The following is a 19,304-nucleotide window of genomic DNA, read 5'->3' on the forward strand; positions in this document are numbered from 1 at the left end:
TTATAGAACAATCGTTTCCTATTTAGACACGACATCACGCGAACAAGGCGGCAGCTTGGTCTGCCACGGCCATCATCTCGCTCCTCGTGCGCCCTGTCTTGCCGACCACCCGAAATCCCTGGATCACGCAGAACAAGGCTCGGGCCACGACTTCCGCGTCGAGATCCGGCCGGATCGATCCATCCGCCTGGCCCAGCCTGATCAGGTCGCGCAACAGGGTCTCGACCCGCCGTAACGCTCCGCGGACCTTGGCGGCGGCCTCCGCATCCAAGGTGGCGAGTTCGGCCGCGCTGGTCACGACGAGGCAGCCGCGCCGGCCTTCGCTGTCGCTGGCGGATTCCGCGTAGAACTGCAGCAAGGCCTCCAGCTTGTCGCGGCCGCTGGGCTGCGCATCGATGCGCTCGCGCACCTGCTGGTCGCGGCGCGCGATGTAATGATCCAACGTCGCCAGGAAGATCGCGCGCTTGTCCGCGAAGGCCTTGTAGAGGCTGCCGGTGGCGAGCTTCATGGCCGCGCGCAGTTCTGCCAAGGACGCCGCGTGATAACCGCGCTCGCTGAAGACCACCAGAGCCCTGTTCAGGGCGGTGTCCATATCGAACTCGCGCGGCCGACCGGGCCCGCGGCGCTCGGATGAATCCTGTTGCGACCTCGTCATTCCTCCTTTTAGGAAACATTCGTTTCCAAATCAAGAGCGCTGAGCGGATCTCCGACGACCAGGTCAGTCTCCAAGCTGAAAGCGCTGGAACCGGTGCAGCTCGTCCTCGATGGTCCGCTTCAGCGCCTTGCGTCCGTCGCCACGCGCGGCCTTGCCCTGGCCGACCCAGCTCCATTTCTGCATCAGGAGCTTGCCGTTCTGGCGGTCGGTCTTGAGGTCGAGCGCGGCGACGATCTCGTCGCCGACCAGGACGGGCAGCGCGAAATAGCCGAACAGGCGCTTGTCCTTCGGGACATAGGCCTCGAAGCGATGATCATAGTCGAAGATCGCCTGCGTCCGCTTGCGCTGGATGATGAGCGGATCGAACGGCGACAGGATGTGCACGCGCTCAGTGCTGACTTCGATCGGCTCCTCCAGCACGGCCGGCGTCGCCCAGTGCTCCTGCCTGCCGGCGCCCTCCAGCGTCACCGGCACAAGCTCGCCGCGCCGAACCCTGGCATCGATGATCCGGCGCACCGCGGCCTTGCTCGGCGCATTGAGATGACAGAGCGAATCGAGGCTCACGACGCCTTGGGCGCGCAAGCCGCGGTCGAGCAGATAGACTGCGATCTCGCGATCGTTGGCGCCCTTCGGCAGCCGTTGCCAGCCGAAATGCCGGGTGGTGAGGTCGTAGGTCTTGAGCATGCCGTCGCGGCCCGACACCGTCAGCACGCCCTCGTAGAAGCCGAGCTGCAGCGCGCGCTTCGACGGCTTGCGGCTGGCCCAGGCGTGGTCCTTCTCGCGCAGCACATCGTCGTCGATGTCGCGAATCGTCAGCGCGCCGCCTTGGCGGATCAGCCGCATGACCTTGCGCGTATCCTCGGGCTTCACGGTCTGCAGCCAGCGATGGCCCTCGCGGCGGTAGCGGCGCATCGCCGGAACGAAGTAGCGGAAGTCGTGCAGCGGGATGTAGGACAGCGCGTGGGTCCAATATTCGAAGACGGTCTTGTCGGTGCTCTGCGCCTGCCTGAGATCGGCGCGGCGATAGGCGGGAATGCGGCTGAACAGGATGTGGTGATGGCAGCGCTCGATCACGTTGATGGTGTCGATCTGCACATAGCCGAGATGAGCAATGGCGGCGGCGACCGCCTCGGGGCCCGCGCCGAACGGCGCCTCGGCATCGAGCCGCTGCGCGCGCAGCCAGATGCGGCGCGCCTGCGGCTTGGAGAGCGGGATGGGCGTGGGGACAGCGGGCATGCCGCGCAATGGTGCGAGATTCGCCCCCGCTCCCGCAACGGCAAATCAGGCCGGCGAGATCCCCTTGCGGAACCTCACGGCTTGGCCTTGTCCGGAATGCTGCCGGTGGCGATCTCGGCCTTGCAGCTGGCGCGGCCGGGATCGGGCGCACGGCACTTGTAGATGCGGCCGGTCAGGCGGTCGACCAGCCAGGCCGTATCCTCGGCCGGACTTTCCAGGCCGACATAGCGGTTGCCGACCGCGGTGATCAGCGTCGACAGCAGGATCGATGCCGCAATGATGCCAGCCCCGATCAGCGTCGACATGGAACCGGCTGATCCCGTCTGATCCTGACTGCTCGCCCGATGGGACTGATAGTCGCGCCTGTGCGATGGGTTGAACACGGCTCTGCTTTTCTGTTTGCGTTTCTTAGACTACGAATCCAGTCGCCGTTCGCGTCCTTCACGTTTGCGATTTTTTCCCGGCGAACGCTATCCGGTAGAGGCGCATCTGGCCGATTTGTTGTTCGCGGACCGGCCACCTGCCGATCGCTTTGCGGCAGCGCGCGGCGCGTCCCGCGGACCACTCGCTTCGCCCCGCAAGGGCCGCCCAGTCCGGCAACGTGACGTCGATCACATTTGATGCTTTGAACCCGTTCTATCGTTCACGCATCCAATGACCATAGGGCATGACGACCCGAGGATAACGACAATGACCCCATATTTTGGACGCTTTGCAGTTCAGGCGGCGGCGTTCTCCGCCATGCTGGCGATCGGCGCAGGCACCGCCCTCGCCGGCGAGGCCGTGTCGGCCGACAAGATCCTCAACGCGCTGAAGCCGAAGGCCGTGACGCGCGGCATTTCGGTCGGACCGCAGGCAACCCCGCAGGCCGACGCGGCAGCGCAGGCGAAGCAGGCGGCCTTCATCGACAGCATGCGCAACCGCAAGACCCGCTCGCTGTCGCTCGGCGAGCGCGAGCAGATCGCCGAGATCGCGGCGACCAAGCCCAAGATCGATCTCGAGATCCAGTTCGACTACAACTCGGCCGAAATCAGCAAGGCCTCGATGCCGGCCGTGCAGGAGCTCGGCAAGGCGCTGTCCGATCCGAACCTGAAGGGCTCGACCTTCGTGGTTGCCGGCCACACCGATGGCATCGGCAGCGACGGCTTCAACCAGGATCTCTCCGAGCGCCGTGCCGACACCATCAAGCGCTATCTGGTCGAGAAGTTCGCCCTCGCCGGCCAGGACCTCGTCACGGTCGGCTATGGCAAGACCAAGCTCAAGGACGCGGCCAACCCGGCCGATCCGCTCAACCGGCGGGTCCAGGTCGTCAACATGGACACCAAGACCGCGGCGAAGTGAGCGCTCCGCCGCGCATCGCCCCGCCTGCCCACGGTCCCTGGCAGGCGGGGCGCTTTTTGTCCGGATTCAGATCCAGCTCTGGAACAGCATCAGCCGGGTGAAGGTCTGCATCGTCGTGCCGATGAAGGCGGCGCTGACCGGCAGCATCGCGACGAAGCCCAGGATCGCGACGGCGACATAACTCAACAGCACCCAGCGCGGCCAGCGGGTCAGCGCATGGACGAGCGCGAGGCTCGCCAGCGTCGCCGACGGCAGGTAGTAGTAGATGAAGCTCAGCGCGCGCGGCAGCAGCGCCCAGGGCAGATAGCAGCCGAGATAGAACGCCAGGATCAGGAACGCCGCCGCGCTGCGCGTCGCGATGAAATCCCGGATGCAGATCGCGAGCGCCGCAAGCGCCGGCCACAGCACCAGCGGATTGCCGAGCAGCACCACCGCGGCGATGTCGGTGTCGCCCGTCTTGTCGAACAGGAACCAGACCGGACGGACCAGCAACGGCCAGGTCGGCCACGCGCTCATGTAGGTATGGCCGGCGATCGCTGTGGTGACGCTGTCGGCGAAGATGCGCCGCTGCGCCTCGAGGATACCGATGACGGACAGGCCATGCAGCGGGACGAAGGTCGCGAGATAGCAAACAGCCGGCATTGCGACGAGGCACAGCACGATCTGCAGCCAGCTCAGTTGCGGCCATTGCTCGGGCTGATACCAGTCGGTCGGCTCGCCATCGCCGAACGAGGTCTGCCAGTGCTGCAACAGCTTGATGAGACCGATGATGAGAAGCGCCGTCAGCAGCGGAAACAGCCCGCTCCATTTGCAGGCGATCGCAAGGCCGAACAACGCGCCCGCCAGCGCGAACACGACCTGCGGCCGGCGCTGCCTGAACGAAAACAGAAAGGCCGCGATCCCGAGCAGGCTGAAGGCGAGCGCGCCGATGTCGAGCATCGCGATGCGCGCCTGCACGAACAGCATCTGGTTGAAGGCCGCGAGCAGCGCCGCCGCGATGGCGGGCCATTGCGCCGCGAACAGCGCCAGGCCGCACAGATAGATCGCGGCCACGGCGAGCCCGCCGAGCACGGTACCGGGATAGCGCCATGCGAAGGCGTTGTCGCCGAACGTCCTGATCGACAGTGCAATCAGCTCCTTGGCGAGCGGCGGATGCATCGGATTGAGCTGCGGCGTCGCCGGCGCCAGTCCCAGCATCTGCCGCGCCGCCGGGACGTAATGCACCTCGTCGAAGACGAATTTCGGCGGCGAGGCGAGCCCGATCATCAGCACGACGTGCGCGATCGCGAAGATCAGCAATGCCGTCATCACACAGCGGCGGACCGACAGAGCGCCATCCTGCGCAACCTCGCCGTCCTCGTCGTCGTCATCCCGGCGAGCAGCAGATACCTTCATGGGCCTCCGCGTTGAACTGATCTCACGGTGGCGGCAACTAACCACCGAACGGTCATCGAGGCAAACTTGTGCCCATTTTACAACAACCCCGCGCGCCGTCTTCGGCTAGATTGAGCAGGAAACAATCTTCGGTGTGGATATGAGTCTGCGTCGCCGAATCTCTGTCGCTGCGATCTCGGCGGCCGCCCTGCTGGGCGTCGCGGGCGGCGCAAGCGCCGACGGCCGCATCGGCGAAGCCGTGCTGGTGCAGAAGGACGTGCTGCGCGTGGCAGGCGCCTCGAGCAGCCCGATCAGCGTCGGCGACGGCGTCGCGCGCAACGAAACGGTGCGCACCGGCAATGACAGTGCCGCGCGGCTCGTCATGATCGACAGCACCAATCTCTCGCTCGGCGCCAACGCCACCCTGACGCTCGACCGCACCGTCTTCAACGACGAGACCAGCTATCGCGACATCGCGATCCGGCTCGGCACCGGCGCGTTCCGCTTCGTCACCGGCCATTCCGAGAAAACCGCCTACAAGATCAACACGCCGCTCGCGACCATCGGCGTGCGCGGCACCATCCTCGACATCCGCTCGCAGCGCGGCCAGACCATGGTCGTGCTGCAGGAAGGCGCCTCGCGGGTCTGCACCCTCACCTTCCAATGCCTCGAGCTGACGCAGCCGGGCGACACCGCGATCATCACCGCGACCGGCAACGGCAGAAGCGCGATCAAAAAGACCGGCAATCCGTCCTGGAGCTTTGCCGCAATCTGCGCGTCGACATCGGGCCTCTGCACGGTCACCGATCTCGCCAGTAATGCGCCGCCGCAGGACTTCACCGGCATCCTGTGCGGGCGGTGACGATGAGAACGCGCCGCGGTCAGCTTGCTCTCCTGATGACCGCCATCGCCGGCGGGCTGCTCGCGCTCGCCCTGCAGGCCGCGCCGGCCGCCGCGCAGAGCAGTTGCGGGGCCGACAATTTCGCGGCGGCGCTGTGCCCGACCCCGTCGCCGTCGCCGACCTCCTCGCCCACCGCAACGCCCACGCCGTCGGCCACGCCGACATCGACCTCCAGCCCGACGCCCTCGCCCTCGATCTCGCCGCCCCCGTCGCCGACGCCCACCGGCGCGGGAAACAGCGCGAACGCGATCAACGGCCTCGCCGACCAGCGCTTCAACCAGATGATCACCAACCGCGTGCTCGGGCTGGTGCTGCTCGGCGTCAACGAGCAGGTCAACTGCAGCGACTGCGTCAGCGCGTTCGGCTCGGCCGGCTCGTTCTCGGCCGGCATCCATGGCCGCAAGCAGCTCACCAACAATCTGGCGCTGCTTGCCGGCCTCGCCTACACGCACTACGACGAGGACGGCTACCACGTGACCTCGGCGCCGATCGGCGCCTTCGCGCTGCGCTACGACTTCACCGATTGGGGCTCGTCGCGGCCGTTCTTCGACATCGGCACGATCCTGACGCCGTATGAGCGCGTGCGCTACGGCCGGAGCTATGCGACGAGCCTCGGCAACGTCACGGCGGACGGCACCACCACGGCGTCGAACTACGCGGTCTATGGCCGCGCCGGCTGGATCAGCCGGTTGTCGCCGCGCGACGAGCTCGCGGCGTCGGTCGAGCTGTGGCAATTGTGGCAGCACGTCGCCGGCTATCGCGATCCCGCGCTCGCCTTCAACCCGTTCGATGCGACGATCGCCGGCGGCACCGACCGCACCAGCCTGGTCAAGGTCGGCGGCCAATGGACCCACCTGTTCGGCTCCAGCATCGAAGCCAACATCAATGGCGGCTACGTCCAGTCGTTCGCGACCAGCTCCGGCATCGTCGCCACCGTCACCGGCAACGGCACGGTGACGCCGATCATGGGCAACCAGGGCTGGTTCGAATATGGCGGCCGGCTCGGCTTCCGCCTGCCGCAAGGCTGGATCGCCGATCTGTTCGTCAACGGCACGCTCGGCCCGCAGCCGGTCGGCAACACCATCCACGGCGGCGTCGGCCTGCGCGTCCATTATTAGCGGCTGGCCCGGCGCCGAGCGGATCACCCTCGCTCCGTCAAAATTTCATGATCGGCCTGCGCTCGGGTCGCCTTGACCCGCGCCCGCCGGCGGACCTATTGAATGATAATCATCATTTAAATGCGATGGTTCGCCAGGCGCGCGGAGATCCGATGGACGTTTCCACCCAGGCGACCGCCGAAGCCCTGCCCGGTGTTGCGGCGGCGCCGTTCGAGCCGGCCCCGGAGCCGCCGCGCGCCAAGGCCGCGTCGGTCCGCACGGCATTGCTCTCCGGCCCGGTGCTGCCGGCGCTGTTCCGGTTGGCGCTGCCGACCATGACCGTGCTGGTGGCGCAAACCGCGGTCAACGTCGCCGAAGCGTATTACGTCGGCTTCCTCGGCACCGATGCGCTAGCCGGCGTCGCACTGGTGTTCCCGATCTTCATGCTGATGACGATGATGTCCAATGGCGGCATCGGCAGCGGCGTCTCCTCGGCGGTGGCGCGCGCGGTCGGCGCCGGGCACAACGCCGATGCCGATGCCATCGCCTTCCATGCCATCGTGCTGGCGGTGATCGCCGGCGGCCTGTTCACGCTTGCGACCGCCCTGTTCGGCCCGGCGCTGTACCATGCGCTCGGCGGGCGAGCCGGCGCTCTGGAGGCGGCGCTGCGCTACTCCAACTATCTGTTCGCCTGCGCCGTCCCGGTGTGGATCGTCAATCTGCAGGCGGCGGCGCTGCGCGGCGCCGGCAATGTGCGGGTGCCGGCGCTGGTCACCCTGGTCGGCGCGCTGGTGATGATTCCCGCCTCGCCGCTGCTGATCTTCGGCATCGGCCCGCTGCCGGGGCTCGGGATCGCCGGCGCGGGCATCGCCTTCGGCCTGTATTACTGCGGCGCCATGCTGGTGCTGGTGCGCTACATGACCTCTGGCCGCTCCAGCCTGCATGTGCGCGTTGCGCGGCTACAGGGCCGGCTGTTCGCCGACATCCTGAAAGTCGGGCTGCCGACCGCGCTCAACGCGGTCATGGTCAATCTCACCGTCATCCTGGTGACCGCGCTCGCCGGGCGCTTCGGGACCTCCGAGCTCGCCGCCTACGGCATCGCCTCGCGGCTCGACTACATCATGATCCCGATCCTGTTCGGGCTGTGCACGGCCACCCTGACGATGGTCGGCATCAATGTCGGCGCCGGCCAGCGCGGCCGTGCGCGCCGCATCGCCTGGATCAGTGCCCTGGCGGGCGCAGCCCTGGTCGGGACCATCGGCCTGATCGTGGCGCTGCATCCGCCGCTCTGGCTCGGCCTGTTCAGCCGCGACGCCGAGGTTCTGCGCGAGGGCGCGACCTATCTGCGCACCGTGGCGCCGGCCTACGCCGCGCTCGGCTTCGGGTTCGTGCTGGCTTTTGCCGGCCAAGGCGCGGGGCACGTGCTGTGGCCGTTCGTCGGCTCCGCCCTGCGCGTGCTGATCGCGGCGGGCGGCGGCTACATCGCAATCATCATGCTCGGCGGCGGCATGGCCTCGCTCGCCGCGATGGTCACGCTGTCGCTCGTCGCCTACGCATTGGTGTGCAGCCTCGTTCTCTCGCCCCGGATCTGGCGCTCACCTCGTTAGCGCGACGTCCACCGACGGGCGCAATCCAACCGCCTGCAACTCACGACAGTCACCGCCAAATACAAGCAATTCACGCGGCTACTACCAGTGAGTGGTGCGAACGGGCACCTCTCGCTGATCCGGCAAACAGACTGATAACCTTCGGTTCCCACGACCCCGTCCACGGGTTCCTTTATGGAACCGGATTCAGCATGCGGTAATCTCTGACCGCCACTTCCTTGCAGCAGGGGCTCGCATCCGCCGGCGTCGAGCCTCGGACAGCCATCAGCAGGAAGCGTTGCACATGACCGCATCGATTTCGTCGAAGACTCTTCGCGATCTGGCATGGAGATTTGGCCGCGCGAAGGATGGCCAGATCAGCATGATCTTCGCCATCACCATCATCCCCATCCTGGTGTCGGTCGGCGCCGCCGTCGATTTCGCCAAGTCCAGCGACACCAGGGCGCAGTTGCAGAAGTCGGTCGACGCCGCGGTCCTCGCCGGCGTGACCCAGGCCAGCGCGCAGCAGGTCTCGACCGCGAGCGCGGTGTTCTCGGGCAGCTTCAAAGGCCGGTTCGGCACCGGCACAACGGCGACCTTCACGCCCAACAGCGACGGCTCGCTGTCGGGCACCGCGACGACCTCGGTGAAGACCTCGTTCCTCAACGTGATGGGCACGACATCGCTCGGCGTGACGGCGTCCGCAACGGCCAAGGCCGGCGCGCAGACTACGTCGCCCGTGTGCATCCTGCTGGTCAGCACCATCAACGCGCAATCATTGCTGGTGAATTCCGGGGCCCAGCTCAATGCGCCGAGCTGCGAGATCCACGTGCTGTCGACGCAGAGCCCGGCCGCGATGTTCAACGCCACGCTCAACGTCAAGCGCATCTGCATCAAGGGCACCAATATCACCAAGAACGGCGGCGCCACTCCGCCGGCCGAGACCGGCTGCGCGGCGATCTCCGACCCATTTGCCGGCAAGCTGCCCGCCGTCACGGTGGGCGCGTGCACCACCAACAACAAAGTCTATGATCCCGGCTCGGTCACGCTCAGCCCCGGCGTCTATTGCGGCGCGACCAACTTCAACGGCTCCGGCACGCTGACGCTCAATCCGGGCCTCTACATCATCAAGGGCGGCGCGATGACCTTCAACTCGGGATGGACGGTGACCGGCAGCGGCGTCACCTTCTACCTCGTCGACCAGAACGCGACGCTCACCTTCAACGGCAACGTCAATGCGACGCTGTCGGCGCCGACCAGCGGCACCTACGCCAATATCCTGATGTACGAGCCGAGCGGCCTGTCGACGACGAACCTTCCGATCAACGGCACCAGCAGCTCGTCCTACACCGGCCTGATGTATCTGCCGAGCCGCAACGTCACCATCAACTCGGTCTCGACCATGAGCAGCAACAGCGTCACGATGGTGTTCAACACGCTGATCCTGAACCAGACCAACTGGGCGATCGCGCCCGGCGCGCTGTCGATGTCGGCGGCCAGTGGTCCGGCCGGCACGGCGTTCCTGTCGAGGTAGTTGCCATAGCTGAGCCAATTCTCGTGAGTGCTGTTTCAGCGGCTGGTCGCCGGGACTGACGACCCGGCCAAAAGATATCAGCTCCTCTCTTCCGAGATGAAACGGAGCTGCATCCCGCCACCGATACTGCTTCCCTCTCCCCGTTCTTCACGGCAGAGGGAACGCGGTGTCGCTGGCGGCTGCAGCGTCGTTTCAGCAGTGCAAGGACTTCACCAGCTCACCAGAGCCGCTCGCGCCCTGCGTCTCGGCCGCCGCCTCTGCCGACTCCCCAAGCCGCCGCCGGCCCGCCCACTCACCTTCGTCGCCACTCCCTCCCCTTGACACCCTCCCCCGTTTCAGATGATGTTACGTTATAACATTGCATAAAGAGACTACATGCCCGCTCGCCGGCACCGACCCCTCCCCCTGAAGAGGCTGTTCGACCTCGATGCGCAAACTCCCCGTCACGGTCTTGTCCGGCTTCCTCGGGGCTGGGAAGACCACTTTGCTCAACCAAATCCTGAACAACCGCCAGCGACTGAAGGTCGCGCCGCGCCAACGAGGCGGCCCGACCAGCCCGCATCCGAACCGAAAGTCCCCGGGTGCAACGAACCGCGAGACACACGCGCGACAGTCGCCCCTGCTTCGCGTGTGAGAGGGAAGGCGGTATAGCCGCTCCCTGCCCGGCGGAGCCGTCGCGAGACGGCTCCGCCATTTCCTTGATGGCTACGACTTCGACTCGGCGGGATCGCGGTGCACCGGGTCGATCCACAGCACCGTCTCGGGCTTCTCGACCGGCTCGATATCGATGTTGATCGCGACCGCCTCGCCGTCGCTGCGCACCAGCACGCATTCGAGCACTTCGTCCGGGCTCGCATTGATCTCCTGGTGCGGCACGTAGGGCGGCACGAAGATGAAATCGCCGGGACCGGCCTCCGCGGTGAACTGCAGCCGATCGCCCCAGCGCATACGCGCCTTGCCCTTCACGACGTAGATCACGCTCTCGAGATGACCGTGATGATGCGCCCCGGTCTTGGCGTCAGGCCTGATCGTGACCGTGCCCGCCCACAATTTCTGCGCTCCGACGCGCGCGAAGTTGATCGCCGCCTTGCGGTCCATGCCCGGCGTCGACGGCACGTTGGAATCGAGCTGATTGCCCGGAATGACGCGGACGCCGTCGTGCTTCCAGCGCTCGTCGCCGTGATCGTGGGAATGGCCGTGCGCGTGATCGTGAGAGCCTGACATGATTTCTTCTCGGGATTTCATCTGTTCGAGGGAACCAAGCCATTGTTAGCCGAAATGCCGCAGCGAAGCTATTCGCAGTTCCCCACGAACCTTTCTGCATCGCGTGCGTTGGATCGGTGGAGTTCACACAAACAGCGGAGGACGAAGTCATGGGTGCCACCACCGACAAGATCAAGGGCGTCGCCAACGAGACCATCGGCAAGGCCAAGCAGGGCATCGGCGAAGCCACCGGCTCCGAGCGCCTGCAGGGCGAGGGTGCCGTGCAGGAAATCAAGGGCAAGGGCCAGCAGGCGCTGGGCGATGCCAAGAAGGCGACCAAGGACGCGGTGAACACCGCCGCCGGCGCCGCCAACAAGAATCTCTGAGCAGGATCGGCGCGGTCGCGGAGATCGCGCGAAGACGCTATCAACTACAAGACCGGCCCCTCACGGGGCCGGTCTTTGCATCGTCGTTAGTTGACGATAGATGGCAACTATCAGCCAGATCATTACAGCGCTCCAGCCGGCGCCCATGAATGCGCCCTCTCCCCTTGTGGGAGAGGGCATGTAGGACAGCGCCACGAGCTCGGTCGGGTGAGGGGTCTCTCTCCATGAGCGTCGCTCGCCGAGAGAAACTCCTCACCCCATTGTGTTCGCGGTTGGGCCCGTGATGCCCTCTCCCACAAGGGGAGAGGGCGCTGTATCGCGCAGCACGCTTGGTTGCCCTCCCGGCATCATTCGCGCGCCTTACTTCACGCCGAGCAGTTCGACGTCGAACATCAGCGTCGCGTTCGGCGGAATCACGCCGCCGGCGCCGCGGGCGCCGTAGCCCAGCTCGGGCGGAATGATCAGGGTACGCTTGCCGCCGACCTTCATGGTGGCAACGCCCTCGTCCCAGCCGGCGATCACGCGCTTCATGCCGATCGGGAATTCGAACGGCTCGTTGCGATCCACCGACGAGTCGAATTTCTTGCCCTTCTGGCCGTTCTCATAGAGCCAGCCCGTATAATGCATCACGCAGGTCTGACCGCGCGTCGGCGTGGCGCCGGTGCCTTCCTTGGTGTCGATGATCTGCAGTCCGGAGGGAGTGGTCATGGTCTTTCCTGTGGGTTTGGCGGAACTGGTCTGTGCCGAGACCGCGCGGGAGCCCAGCAAGACACCGGCCGCGGCCGATGCCGCCGCCATCAGCGCAACTCTTCTGTTCATCGGACGCCGCATGCTCCAGACCGCCTCTGCTCGTTCACGGGAGCCGCGGTTTAGCTCATGCGGGAGCGGCTGACCAGCCCGGCATCGACTTCCGAAAAAAATAATCTACTTGCGTATAATCGGAAATCATGATTTTCTCCGCGCATCCCGCCTCACCGCAGAGGGGCGTAGCGCGCGATCGTCACGACACGCGAGGTGGGGAGCGATGGCCGCGATGTTGCCGCAGCATGCTTATCGAGCGTGCGGACGAACGGCAATGCGCGGACGTGAAGTCGCAGCGTCCTGATACCCCGATGCTGGTATCACGCGCAGTGCGCGCAAGCGCATTGTCGCAATGGTGGCCAACAAGCCCGGCGCACCAGGGAGACTGCGTATAAGCGTGAAGACCGTCGCGCAGGGAATGCCGGTTGAATCGGCTTTGCCTGTGGTACCTGCCGCCTGCATTTTTTTCGCAGGCGGGCCATGGGTGAGGCCTTCACCCGGCATTCCCTGCGCCCTCTGCATTTCAAGAGGGATGAACTGATTGGACAACTCGGGCGTCATCAGCCGCGAGAACGCTCTTTCATGCTCATCGCCGTTAGAGCCGTGAATTCGCCAACTCCACCGCCGTCGTTCCGGACAAGCCGGGACGCGCGACAGCGCGTCGCGGCGCCGATCCGGGACCCATACGCCGCGGCCGTCGTAATGGGCAAACGGCCAATGACCAGCCTGCCTCAAACCGCTCCCTGGAGGTATGGGTCCCGGCTCAAGGCCGGGACGACAGTGGAGTGTGCAACTGCCGTAGGGTGGGCACGGCGCGCGAGAAAACGAAGCGGGGTCGATACAGCGCGGCACGCCTTTGCCCACCCTACGAGTTGGCGCGCAAGCACAACAGACGCACGAACGCCTACGGCCTCAATAGCCCAGCGCACAGCCGTCCTTGCGCGGATCGGAGCCGCCGGTGAGCGTGCCCTTGTCCCAGTCGATCCAGATCGCCTGACCGCCGCCGAGCGGCGACACCACCTTGGCGGTCTTGTGGCCGATCTTCTGCAGGCCCTCGACCACCTCGGCCGGCACGCCGTCCTCGAGCTGATAGACGCCCTCGTAGTGCAGACCGCGCGCCATATCGATCGCTTCCTGCACGTCGCAGCCATAGTCGAGGATGTTGGTCAGCACGTGGGTCTGGCCGACCGGCTGATACTGGCCGCCCATGACGCCGTACGACATCTGGGCGCGGCCGGCCTTGGTGGCGAGCGCCGGGATGATCGTGTGCAGCGGACGCTTGCCCGGGCCGATGCAGTTCGGATGGCCCGGCTGGATGCGGAAGCCGCCGGCGCGGTTCTGCAGCAGCACGCCGGTCTCGTTGGAGACGATGGCCGAGCCGAACGAATGCGCGATCGAATTGATGAAGGAGCAGACGTTGCGGTCGCGGTCGACGACCGTGATGTAGACCGTCTCCGGATTCATCGGCGGCGCGACGTTCGGCAGGTCGAGCAGCTTGTCGAGGCTGATCTGCGAGATGTACTCGTCGGCGAACTCCTTGGCGAGGATGCTGGCGACCTCCGTCGTCATGTGCGCGGGATCGCCGATGTGCTGCTCGCGCATCATGTAGGCGATACGGGCGGCCTCGGCCTCGAGGTGGAAGCGCTCGACGCTGAGCGGATCGATGCGCGTGAGGTCGAAGCGCGAGAGGATGTTGAGCATCACCAGCATGGTGATGCCCGGACCGTTGGGCGGGCACTGCCAGACGTCGTAGTCCTTGTAGGTGGTGCCGATCGGCGAGGTCACCTCGGTCTGGTGGTTGGCGAAATCCTCCAAGGTGTGCAGGCCGCCGATGCCACGCAGCGTCTGCACCATGTCCTCGGCGACCGCGCCGGTGTAGAAGCCCTTCGGCCCGTCCTTGGCGATGACGCGCAGGGTCTGCGCCAGCTCCGGCTGGCGGATCACGTCACCCACGGCAGCCGCCTTGCCATGCGGCAGAAAGTAGCGCGCGGTGTTGGTGCCGTTCTTGAGCTTCTCGAACTGGTTGTTCCAGTCGAACGCGACACGCGGCGCCACCACATAGCCGTCCTCCGCGGCGCGGATCGCGGGCTGCAGCAGCCGGTCGAGCCCGAGCCGGCCATGGTCGCGCAGGATGCGGTCCCAGGCATCGATCGCGCCGGGCACGGAGACGGCATGAGCCGAGGTCAGAGGGACCGAATGGATCTTGCGCTCGAGAAACCAGTCCACGGTCGCGGCGGCGGGCGCCCGGCCCGAGCCGTTATAGGCCATGATCCGGCCTTCGCCCCTGGGCTGGACCAAGGCGAAGCAGTCGCCGCCGATGCCGGTCGATTGCGGCTCGATCACCCCGAGCAGAGCGCAGGCCGCCACCGCCGCGTCGGCTGCGGTGCCGCCGGCCCGCAGCACCTCGATCCCGGCCAGCGCCGCCTGCGGGTGCGAGGTGGCGATCATTCCGTTCTGGGCGTGGACCGTCGACCTGCCGGGGAAATGGAAGCTTCTCATCGTTGCTCGCTGCGTGATCGTGTGGTGGCTGGAATACCAGCGCTGACCGGCTACATCGCACATTCCTTCCAGGCTCGGCAATGCCCGGGGATACCAGCTTTTCTATGGTCAGCTCTGCTGGTAAACGGCCGCATGCCCCTCGCCGTCGCCGCCTTCTATCAGTTCGTCGCCCTGCCGGATTTTCGCGACCTGCGCGCGCCGCTCCACGCCTTTTGCGCCGAGCGCGGCATCAAGGGCAGCGTCCTGCTGGCCGAGGAGGGCATCAACGGCACCGTGGCCGGGACCGAGCCGGCAATTGCCGCCCTGGTAGGCGAGTTTCGCGACGGAACGCTGTTCGCCGGCCGGCTGGACAATCTGGAGCTGAAATACTCGCGCGCCACGGCCATGCCGTTCCGGCGCCTCAAGGTGCGGCTGAAGCGGGAGATCGTGACGCTCGGCGATCCCGCCGCCGATCCGACCCGGCAGGTCGGGACCTATGTCAGTCCCGCCGATTGGAACGCGCTGATCGCCGCGCCGGATACCGTCGTGCTCGACACAAGGAATGCGTTCGAGGTGGCGATGGGGACGTTCGAAGGCGCGGTCGATCCAGGCCTGCAGAGCTTCGGGCAGTTCAAGGATTTTGCGGAACGCGCACTCGATCCTGCGAGGCACAAGCGGATCGCGATGTTCTGCACCGGCGGCATCCGCTGCGAGAAGGCGAGCGCGCTGCTGCTGGCGCGCGGCTTTTCCGAGGTCTACCACCTCAAGGGCGGCATCCTGAAGTATCTCGAGGAGATCCCGGAAGCCGAGAGCCGCTGGCGCGGCGGCTGCTTCGTGTTCGACGAACGGGTGGCGCTCGGTCACGGGCTGCGGGAGCACAGCGCGGCCACGATCAAGGCAGTTCCGGAGGGCGCACGCGATGAGCAGCTCTGATCCATCCAACGCGGAGCTCGGCGAGCGGATCGACACGCTGGAGATGCGCCTCACCTTTCAGGACGACACGATCGAGACGCTGAACCAGACCATCACCGCGCAGTGGCGCGAGATCGATGCGCTGAAGCGCAAGATCGCCCTGCTGGTCGAGCGGCTCGAGGACGCGCAAAGCAATGCCGAGGGGCCGCGCAATGAGCAGCCGCCGCACTACTGATCGTGCGGCGATCTCAGGCCGGGACGGTCGCCGGCGCCTTGCCGGCGGGCCGATCGATCACCTCTCCGGCCACGATCAGGCGGTCGCGGCCGGCGTCCTTCGCGGCATAGAGCGCGCGGTCGGCCGCCTCGATCAGCGAGGCCGGTCCGGCCGATCGCTCGAAGCCCGGCCGGCACACCGCGCCGCCGATGCTCGCGGTGACGATGCCCGCCGGGTTGTGATCGTGGACGATGCGGGCCTCGTGCAGTGCCCGCCTGATCCGCTCGCCGAGCCTGGCGCAGCCCTCGGCATCGGTGTTCGGCAGCAGGATGGCGAACTCCTCGCCGCCGTAGCGGGCCGCCAGATCCGAGCTGCGCTGCGCCTCGTCGGCGAGAATGCCGGCCACGGTGTGCAGGCATTCGTCGCCGGCCGGGTGGCCATAGGCGTCGTTGAAGGCCTTGAAGTGGTCGATGTCGATCATCAGCAGCGCCAGCGAAGTCTTGTCGCGGTAGGCCCTGCCCCACTCCTCCAGCAGCCGCTCGTCGAACCGGCGGCGGTTGGCGAGCCCGGTGAGTCCGTCCTCGATCGCAAGCGTCTCGAGCCGTCCTTGCAGCGTCTTCTGCTGCGTCACGTCGCGGGTGACGGCGACGAAGCCGTCGAGCGCGCCGTCCGGCTGACGGGTGGCGCGGATCGTGGCCTCGACCCAGATCTCCGACTTGTCGCGGCGGCGCATGCGATAGGTTGCGCGTGCTTCGTCGACGGCCCCCCTCCTGAGCTGATCGAGGATCTCCTGCAACTGCGGGCGATCCAGCGGATGCACGCCGGAGAGCGCGCGCTTGCCAGGAGCTGCGACGGGTGCCAGCCCAGCACGCGCATGGTCGAGGGCGAGACGTAGCCGATGCATTCGTCCAGCTCGATCCGCGTCACGATGTCGCTGGAGCCTTCGGCGAGCAGCCGGAAGTTCTCCTCCTTTGCCGCCAGCGCCGCGGCAAGCTGCTGCCGCTGCAGCAACTGCTTCGCGAGGAAGATGCCGATCGCAATGACGAGCGCGACCAGACAGACCAGCACCGTGAGCCGAATCAGCGCATCACGCTTCCATTCGGCCAGGACCTCCGCCTCCGTGCGCGTCACCAGAATGAGGAACGGATAGCGCTGCGCGTGCTGATAGAACCCGATGCGTTCGGATGTTTCGCCGAGCCTTCGGAACTGCAACGGCCCCGACGCCGGATGATAGGGGATCGCTTCAAGTACGGGGCGCCCGACCGTCTGCGGGTCCGGTTCCGCATTGTCGGCGAGGACGGCTCCGTCACGGCTCATCAGGCTGATCGTCCCCTCACGACCGACGGCAAACTGACGGTAGGACTGAGCGAAATAGGCAACGTCGACGGTTGCCAGCACGACGCCGCCGAACCGGCCATCCGCGTGATTCCAGCGCCTCGACAGGGTGATGACCCATTGACCGCCGGCCCTGCTCTGCACCGGACGACCGATCAGCAGCGAGCGATCGGCCGAAATCCTGTGGTGTGCGAAGTAGTCACGATCGGCATTGTTGTAGTTGGTGAGCGTGACGTCCTCGGTGGTGGCAAGCCAGTCGCCGTTTTCGCCATAGGCGAAGATGCCCCGGATGCGGCCGAGATTGGCCTTCCTCGTCTTCAGGATCGTCTGCAGTCGGGCGATCGCACCGGGCTTGCCGTCATCGGTCTCGAGCGCGGCGACGACGCCGCGCAACAGCGAATCCGCAAGCTCGAAGGTATCCTCGACGTGCTGGGTGAGCGAGTGAGCGAGGTTGCCGAGATCGGTTTCGGCATTGCGTACCTCCGCCTGTCGGGACGTCCATTCGCCCCAGACGCTGTAAGCGAGAATCGCGACCGACACGAGCGCAAGCACGCCAGCCGCCCACATCGGCAGGCGGCTTCGATCAACTCTGGTCGCACCAACGTCCATTCCGCGGGACTCTCCGGACGCCGGGAGAGTCCCATGGACATCTTATCTAACCCTGAAATGCGGCGGGTCCGAAGGCGTCCGCAGCGCCCCGTAAGATTACGGCATCTCCCGTACGACTACGGACAAACAGCGGCGGCGCCGCGGTCAAGGCGGGCGTTCGGCCTGTTAGTTCAGCGAACGAACACCGATCGCACCTTGTCCCAAAGCGATGGCGAATGGTCTCGGTCAACGTCGGCGTCGTCCTTCACACGGGTCGTCGAGGGCTGCTGCAGGCTCACCGGATCCGATGCCGGAAACGTGTCCATCAGTCCCTTGTCGAGCTGCGTTGCAGTCTTGCGGTCGAGACGCGCGGCTTCGCGGGGATCGACGGCGTGCTTGTCGTGCGGCGCAGGATTGAATTTCTCAGCCATGACCAATCTCCCTGTGGGACGACAACGCAGGGGCGAAGGACGTGTTCCCCTCGATGTGACGCCCTGCGACTGCGGGGACGCTCGCATCTCCCGCGACGCCCGAGCGGATATGACCTTGGCCGGAACCGCTTGGGCATGTATCACGGACGGTAAACTGTTCCCGAAGGTTGCGGAGCCCGAGCGTGAGTAAGACTGCCGTGAACAAGCCTTTCATCGACGTGCTGTCCGGTCAGCGCCAGAGCGGACCGCCGATCTGGATGATGCGGCAGGCCGGCCGCTATTTGCCGGAGTATCGCGAGGTCCGCGCCAAGGCCGGGGGCTTTCTCGATCTCTGCTTCAATCCTGAGCTCGCGGCCGAAGTCACGCTGCAGCCGATCCGGCGCTTCGGCTTCGATGCGGCGATCATCTTTTCGGACATTCTGGTGATCCCGCATGCGCTCGGCCGCAGCGTCCGCTTCGAGGTCGGCGAAGGCCCGCGGCTCGATCCGCTCGATACGCCGGAGAAGATCGCGACGCTGTCGGCGAAGGCAGACCTGTCGACGCTGGAAGCGGTGTTCGAGGCGCTGCGCCGTGTGCGGGCCGAACTGGCACCGAGCACCGCCCTGATCGGCTTTTGCGGCGCCCCGTGGACGGTTGCGACCTACATGGTCGCGGGCCAAGGCACACCTGATCAGGCGCCGGCGCGGCTGCTCGCCTATCGGCATCCCGATGCGTTCGGCAGAATCATCGATGCGCTGGTCGACAGCTCGATCGCCTATCTCTTGAAGCAGCTGGAGGCCGGTGCCGACGCGCTGCAGATCTTCGACACCTGGGCCGGGGTGCTGTCACCGCGCGAGTTCGCGCGCTGGTCGGTCGCGCCGACGCGACGCATCGTCGACGGCGTCCGCAAGGCGCGGCCCGACGCCAGGATCATCGGCTTTCCGCGTGGCGCCGGCGCGCTGTTGCCGGGCTACGTCACCGAAACCGGAATCGATGCGGTCAGCATCGACTGGACGGCGGAGCCCGCCTTTATCCGCGAACGGGTGCAGAGCAAGGTGGCCGTTCAGGGCAATCTCGATCCGCTGGCGCTGATCACCGGTGGCGCGGCGCTCGACCAGGCGGTCGACGACGTGCTGGCGAGCTATGCCGGGGGACGTCACATCTTCAACCTCGGCCACGGCATCCTGCCGGAGACGCCGATCGCCCATGTCGAACAGATGCTCGCGCGCGTCCGCGCCTACAGGGGATGACCG

17 protein-coding genes and 2 pseudogenes are annotated in these 19,304 nt (G+C 66.3%); 10 read left to right on the forward strand and 9 right to left on the reverse strand.

Annotated features, from left to right (window positions below; translation table 11 throughout):
• Positions 1-34: 34 nt before the first annotated feature.
• The 3 genes from QX070_RS18370 to QX070_RS18380 form a co-directional block, all read right to left on the reverse strand.
• Complete coding sequence (locus QX070_RS18370) at positions 35-592, reverse strand: TetR/AcrR family transcriptional regulator (protein WP_315738407.1); 558 nt, start codon at positions 590-592, stop codon at positions 35-37.
• Positions 593-718: 126 nt separating this feature from the next.
• Positions 719-1,891 (reverse strand): winged helix-turn-helix domain-containing protein, encoded by a 1,173-nt coding sequence (locus tag QX070_RS18375; protein ID WP_315738408.1) that lies wholly within the window; start codon positions 1,889-1,891, stop codon positions 719-721.
• A 74-nt stretch (positions 1,892-1,965) separates the two neighbouring features.
• On the reverse strand, positions 1,966-2,196 hold the full coding sequence (locus QX070_RS18380) for a hypothetical protein (RefSeq protein ID WP_315738409.1): 231 nt from the start codon (positions 2,194-2,196) through the stop codon (positions 1,966-1,968).
• A 385-nt stretch (positions 2,197-2,581) separates the two neighbouring features.
• On the opposite strand from QX070_RS18380, the gene QX070_RS18385 reads away from it, so the two are divergent.
• Positions 2,582-3,232 (forward strand): OmpA family protein, encoded by a 651-nt coding sequence (locus tag QX070_RS18385; protein ID WP_315738410.1) that lies wholly within the window; start codon positions 2,582-2,584, stop codon positions 3,230-3,232.
• A gap of 66 nt (positions 3,233-3,298) precedes the next feature.
• On the opposite strand, the gene QX070_RS18390 is transcribed toward QX070_RS18385, so the two are convergent.
• The gene (locus QX070_RS18390) at positions 3,299-4,627 is read right to left on the reverse strand and encodes a phospholipid carrier-dependent glycosyltransferase (protein ID WP_315738411.1); all 1,329 of its coding nucleotides are present in this window, start codon (positions 4,625-4,627) and stop codon (positions 3,299-3,301) included.
• Between the two features lie 139 nt (positions 4,628-4,766).
• On the opposite strand from QX070_RS18390, the gene QX070_RS18395 reads away from it, so the two are divergent.
• The 5 genes and pseudogenes from QX070_RS18395 to QX070_RS18415 form a co-directional block, all read left to right on the forward strand.
• Complete coding sequence (locus tag QX070_RS18395; protein WP_315738412.1) at positions 4,767-5,468, forward strand: FecR domain-containing protein; 702 nt, start codon at positions 4,767-4,769, stop codon at positions 5,466-5,468.
• A 2-nt stretch (positions 5,469-5,470) separates the two neighbouring features.
• On the forward strand, positions 5,471-6,625 hold the full coding sequence (locus QX070_RS18400; RefSeq protein ID WP_315738413.1) for a hypothetical protein: 1,155 nt from the start codon (positions 5,471-5,473) through the stop codon (positions 6,623-6,625).
• 152 nt (positions 6,626-6,777) lie between these two features.
• Positions 6,778-8,211, forward strand: a complete 1,434-nt coding sequence (locus QX070_RS18405; protein WP_315738414.1) for an MATE family efflux transporter — start codon at positions 6,778-6,780, stop codon at positions 8,209-8,211.
• 283 nt (positions 8,212-8,494) lie between these two features.
• Entirely contained in the window at positions 8,495-9,724 is a 1,230-nt protein-coding gene (locus QX070_RS18410; protein ID WP_315738415.1) for a Tad domain-containing protein, read from the forward strand.
• A 427-nt stretch (positions 9,725-10,151) separates the two neighbouring features.
• Positions 10,152-10,253: pseudogene (locus QX070_RS18415) on the forward strand (GTP-binding protein); the annotation flags it as partial.
• Positions 10,254-10,429: 176 nt separating this feature from the next.
• Here the strand turns inward: QX070_RS18415 and QX070_RS18420 are convergent.
• The gene (locus QX070_RS18420; RefSeq protein ID WP_315717363.1) at positions 10,430-10,948 is read right to left on the reverse strand and encodes a cupin domain-containing protein; all 519 of its coding nucleotides are present in this window, start codon (positions 10,946-10,948) and stop codon (positions 10,430-10,432) included.
• Between the two features lie 149 nt (positions 10,949-11,097).
• On the opposite strand from QX070_RS18420, the gene QX070_RS18425 reads away from it, so the two are divergent.
• Positions 11,098-11,313 (forward strand): CsbD family protein, encoded by a 216-nt coding sequence (locus tag QX070_RS18425; RefSeq protein ID WP_315738416.1) that lies wholly within the window; start codon positions 11,098-11,100, stop codon positions 11,311-11,313.
• 360 nt (positions 11,314-11,673) lie between these two features.
• On the opposite strand, the gene QX070_RS18430 is transcribed toward QX070_RS18425, so the two are convergent.
• Both QX070_RS18430 and ggt read right to left on the reverse strand, forming a co-directional pair.
• Positions 11,674-12,132, reverse strand: a complete 459-nt coding sequence (locus QX070_RS18430; RefSeq protein WP_409998083.1) for an FKBP-type peptidyl-prolyl cis-trans isomerase — start codon at positions 12,130-12,132, stop codon at positions 11,674-11,676.
• An 894-nt stretch (positions 12,133-13,026) separates the two neighbouring features.
• On the reverse strand, positions 13,027-14,613 hold the full coding sequence (gene ggt, locus QX070_RS18435) for a gamma-glutamyltransferase (protein ID WP_315738417.1): 1,587 nt from the start codon (positions 14,611-14,613) through the stop codon (positions 13,027-13,029).
• Positions 14,614-14,745: 132 nt separating this feature from the next.
• Here ggt and QX070_RS18440 point away from each other — a divergent pair, with 132 nt between their 5' ends.
• Both QX070_RS18440 and QX070_RS18445 read left to right on the forward strand, forming a co-directional pair.
• Positions 14,746-15,525: a rhodanese-related sulfurtransferase gene (locus QX070_RS18440; protein WP_315738418.1), complete on the forward strand. Its 780-nt coding sequence runs from the start codon at positions 14,746-14,748 to the stop codon at positions 15,523-15,525.
• Complete coding sequence (locus QX070_RS18445; protein ID WP_315738419.1) at positions 15,512-15,739, forward strand: SlyX family protein; 228 nt, start codon at positions 15,512-15,514, stop codon at positions 15,737-15,739. The genes QX070_RS18440 and QX070_RS18445 overlap by 14 nt, the downstream gene beginning before the upstream one ends.
• A gap of 13 nt (positions 15,740-15,752) precedes the next feature.
• Here the strand turns inward: QX070_RS18445 and QX070_RS18450 are convergent.
• Positions 15,753-17,662, reverse strand: a pseudogene (locus tag QX070_RS18450) (diguanylate cyclase).
• A 170-nt stretch (positions 17,663-17,832) separates the two neighbouring features.
• A complete protein-coding gene (locus QX070_RS18455; protein ID WP_315738420.1) occupies positions 17,833-18,072 on the reverse strand; it encodes a hypothetical protein in 240 nt (79 codons plus the stop codon).
• A gap of 182 nt (positions 18,073-18,254) precedes the next feature.
• On the opposite strand from QX070_RS18455, the gene hemE reads away from it, so the two are divergent.
• Complete coding sequence (gene hemE / locus QX070_RS18460) at positions 18,255-19,301, forward strand: uroporphyrinogen decarboxylase (RefSeq protein ID WP_409998924.1); 1,047 nt, start codon at positions 18,255-18,257, stop codon at positions 19,299-19,301.
• The last annotated feature ends 3 nt before the right edge of the window (positions 19,302-19,304 follow it).

It is taken from the genome of Bradyrhizobium sp. SZCCHNR1093 (assembly GCF_032381175.1).
In the GTDB taxonomy this organism is placed as follows: domain Bacteria; phylum Pseudomonadota; class Alphaproteobacteria; order Rhizobiales; family Xanthobacteraceae; genus Bradyrhizobium.

Coding starts and splice junctions, on each gene's coding strand:
- QX070_RS18420 (WP_315717363.1), bottom strand. CDS start 10,948: ATGTCAGGCTCTCACGATCACGCGCACGGCCATTCCCACGATCACGGC.
- QX070_RS18380 (WP_315738409.1), bottom strand. CDS start 2,196: ATGTCGACGCTGATCGGGGCTGGCATCATTGCGGCATCGATCCTGCTG.
- QX070_RS18430 (WP_409998083.1), bottom strand. CDS start 12,132: ATGAACAGAAGAGTTGCGCTGATGGCGGCGGCATCGGCCGCGGCCGGT.
- ggt (WP_315738417.1), bottom strand. CDS start 14,613: ATGAGAAGCTTCCATTTCCCCGGCAGGTCGACGGTCCACGCCCAGAAC.
- QX070_RS18370 (WP_315738407.1), bottom strand. CDS start 592: ATGGACACCGCCCTGAACAGGGCTCTGGTGGTCTTCAGCGAGCGCGGT.
- QX070_RS18455 (WP_315738420.1), bottom strand. CDS start 18,072: ATGGCTGAGAAATTCAATCCTGCGCCGCACGACAAGCACGCCGTCGAT.
- QX070_RS18440 (WP_315738418.1), top strand. CDS start 14,746: ATGCCCCTCGCCGTCGCCGCCTTCTATCAGTTCGTCGCCCTGCCGGAT.
- QX070_RS18445 (WP_315738419.1), top strand. CDS start 15,512: ATGAGCAGCTCTGATCCATCCAACGCGGAGCTCGGCGAGCGGATCGAC.
- QX070_RS18390 (WP_315738411.1), bottom strand. CDS start 4,627: ATGAAGGTATCTGCTGCTCGCCGGGATGACGACGACGAGGACGGCGAG.
- QX070_RS18410 (WP_315738415.1), top strand. CDS start 8,495: ATGACCGCATCGATTTCGTCGAAGACTCTTCGCGATCTGGCATGGAGA.
- QX070_RS18405 (WP_315738414.1), top strand. CDS start 6,778: ATGGACGTTTCCACCCAGGCGACCGCCGAAGCCCTGCCCGGTGTTGCG.
- QX070_RS18400 (WP_315738413.1), top strand. CDS start 5,471: ATGAGAACGCGCCGCGGTCAGCTTGCTCTCCTGATGACCGCCATCGCC.
- QX070_RS18375 (WP_315738408.1), bottom strand. CDS start 1,891: ATGCCCGCTGTCCCCACGCCCATCCCGCTCTCCAAGCCGCAGGCGCGC.
- QX070_RS18385 (WP_315738410.1), top strand. CDS start 2,582: ATGACCCCATATTTTGGACGCTTTGCAGTTCAGGCGGCGGCGTTCTCC.
- QX070_RS18425 (WP_315738416.1), top strand. CDS start 11,098: ATGGGTGCCACCACCGACAAGATCAAGGGCGTCGCCAACGAGACCATC.
- QX070_RS18395 (WP_315738412.1), top strand. CDS start 4,767: ATGAGTCTGCGTCGCCGAATCTCTGTCGCTGCGATCTCGGCGGCCGCC.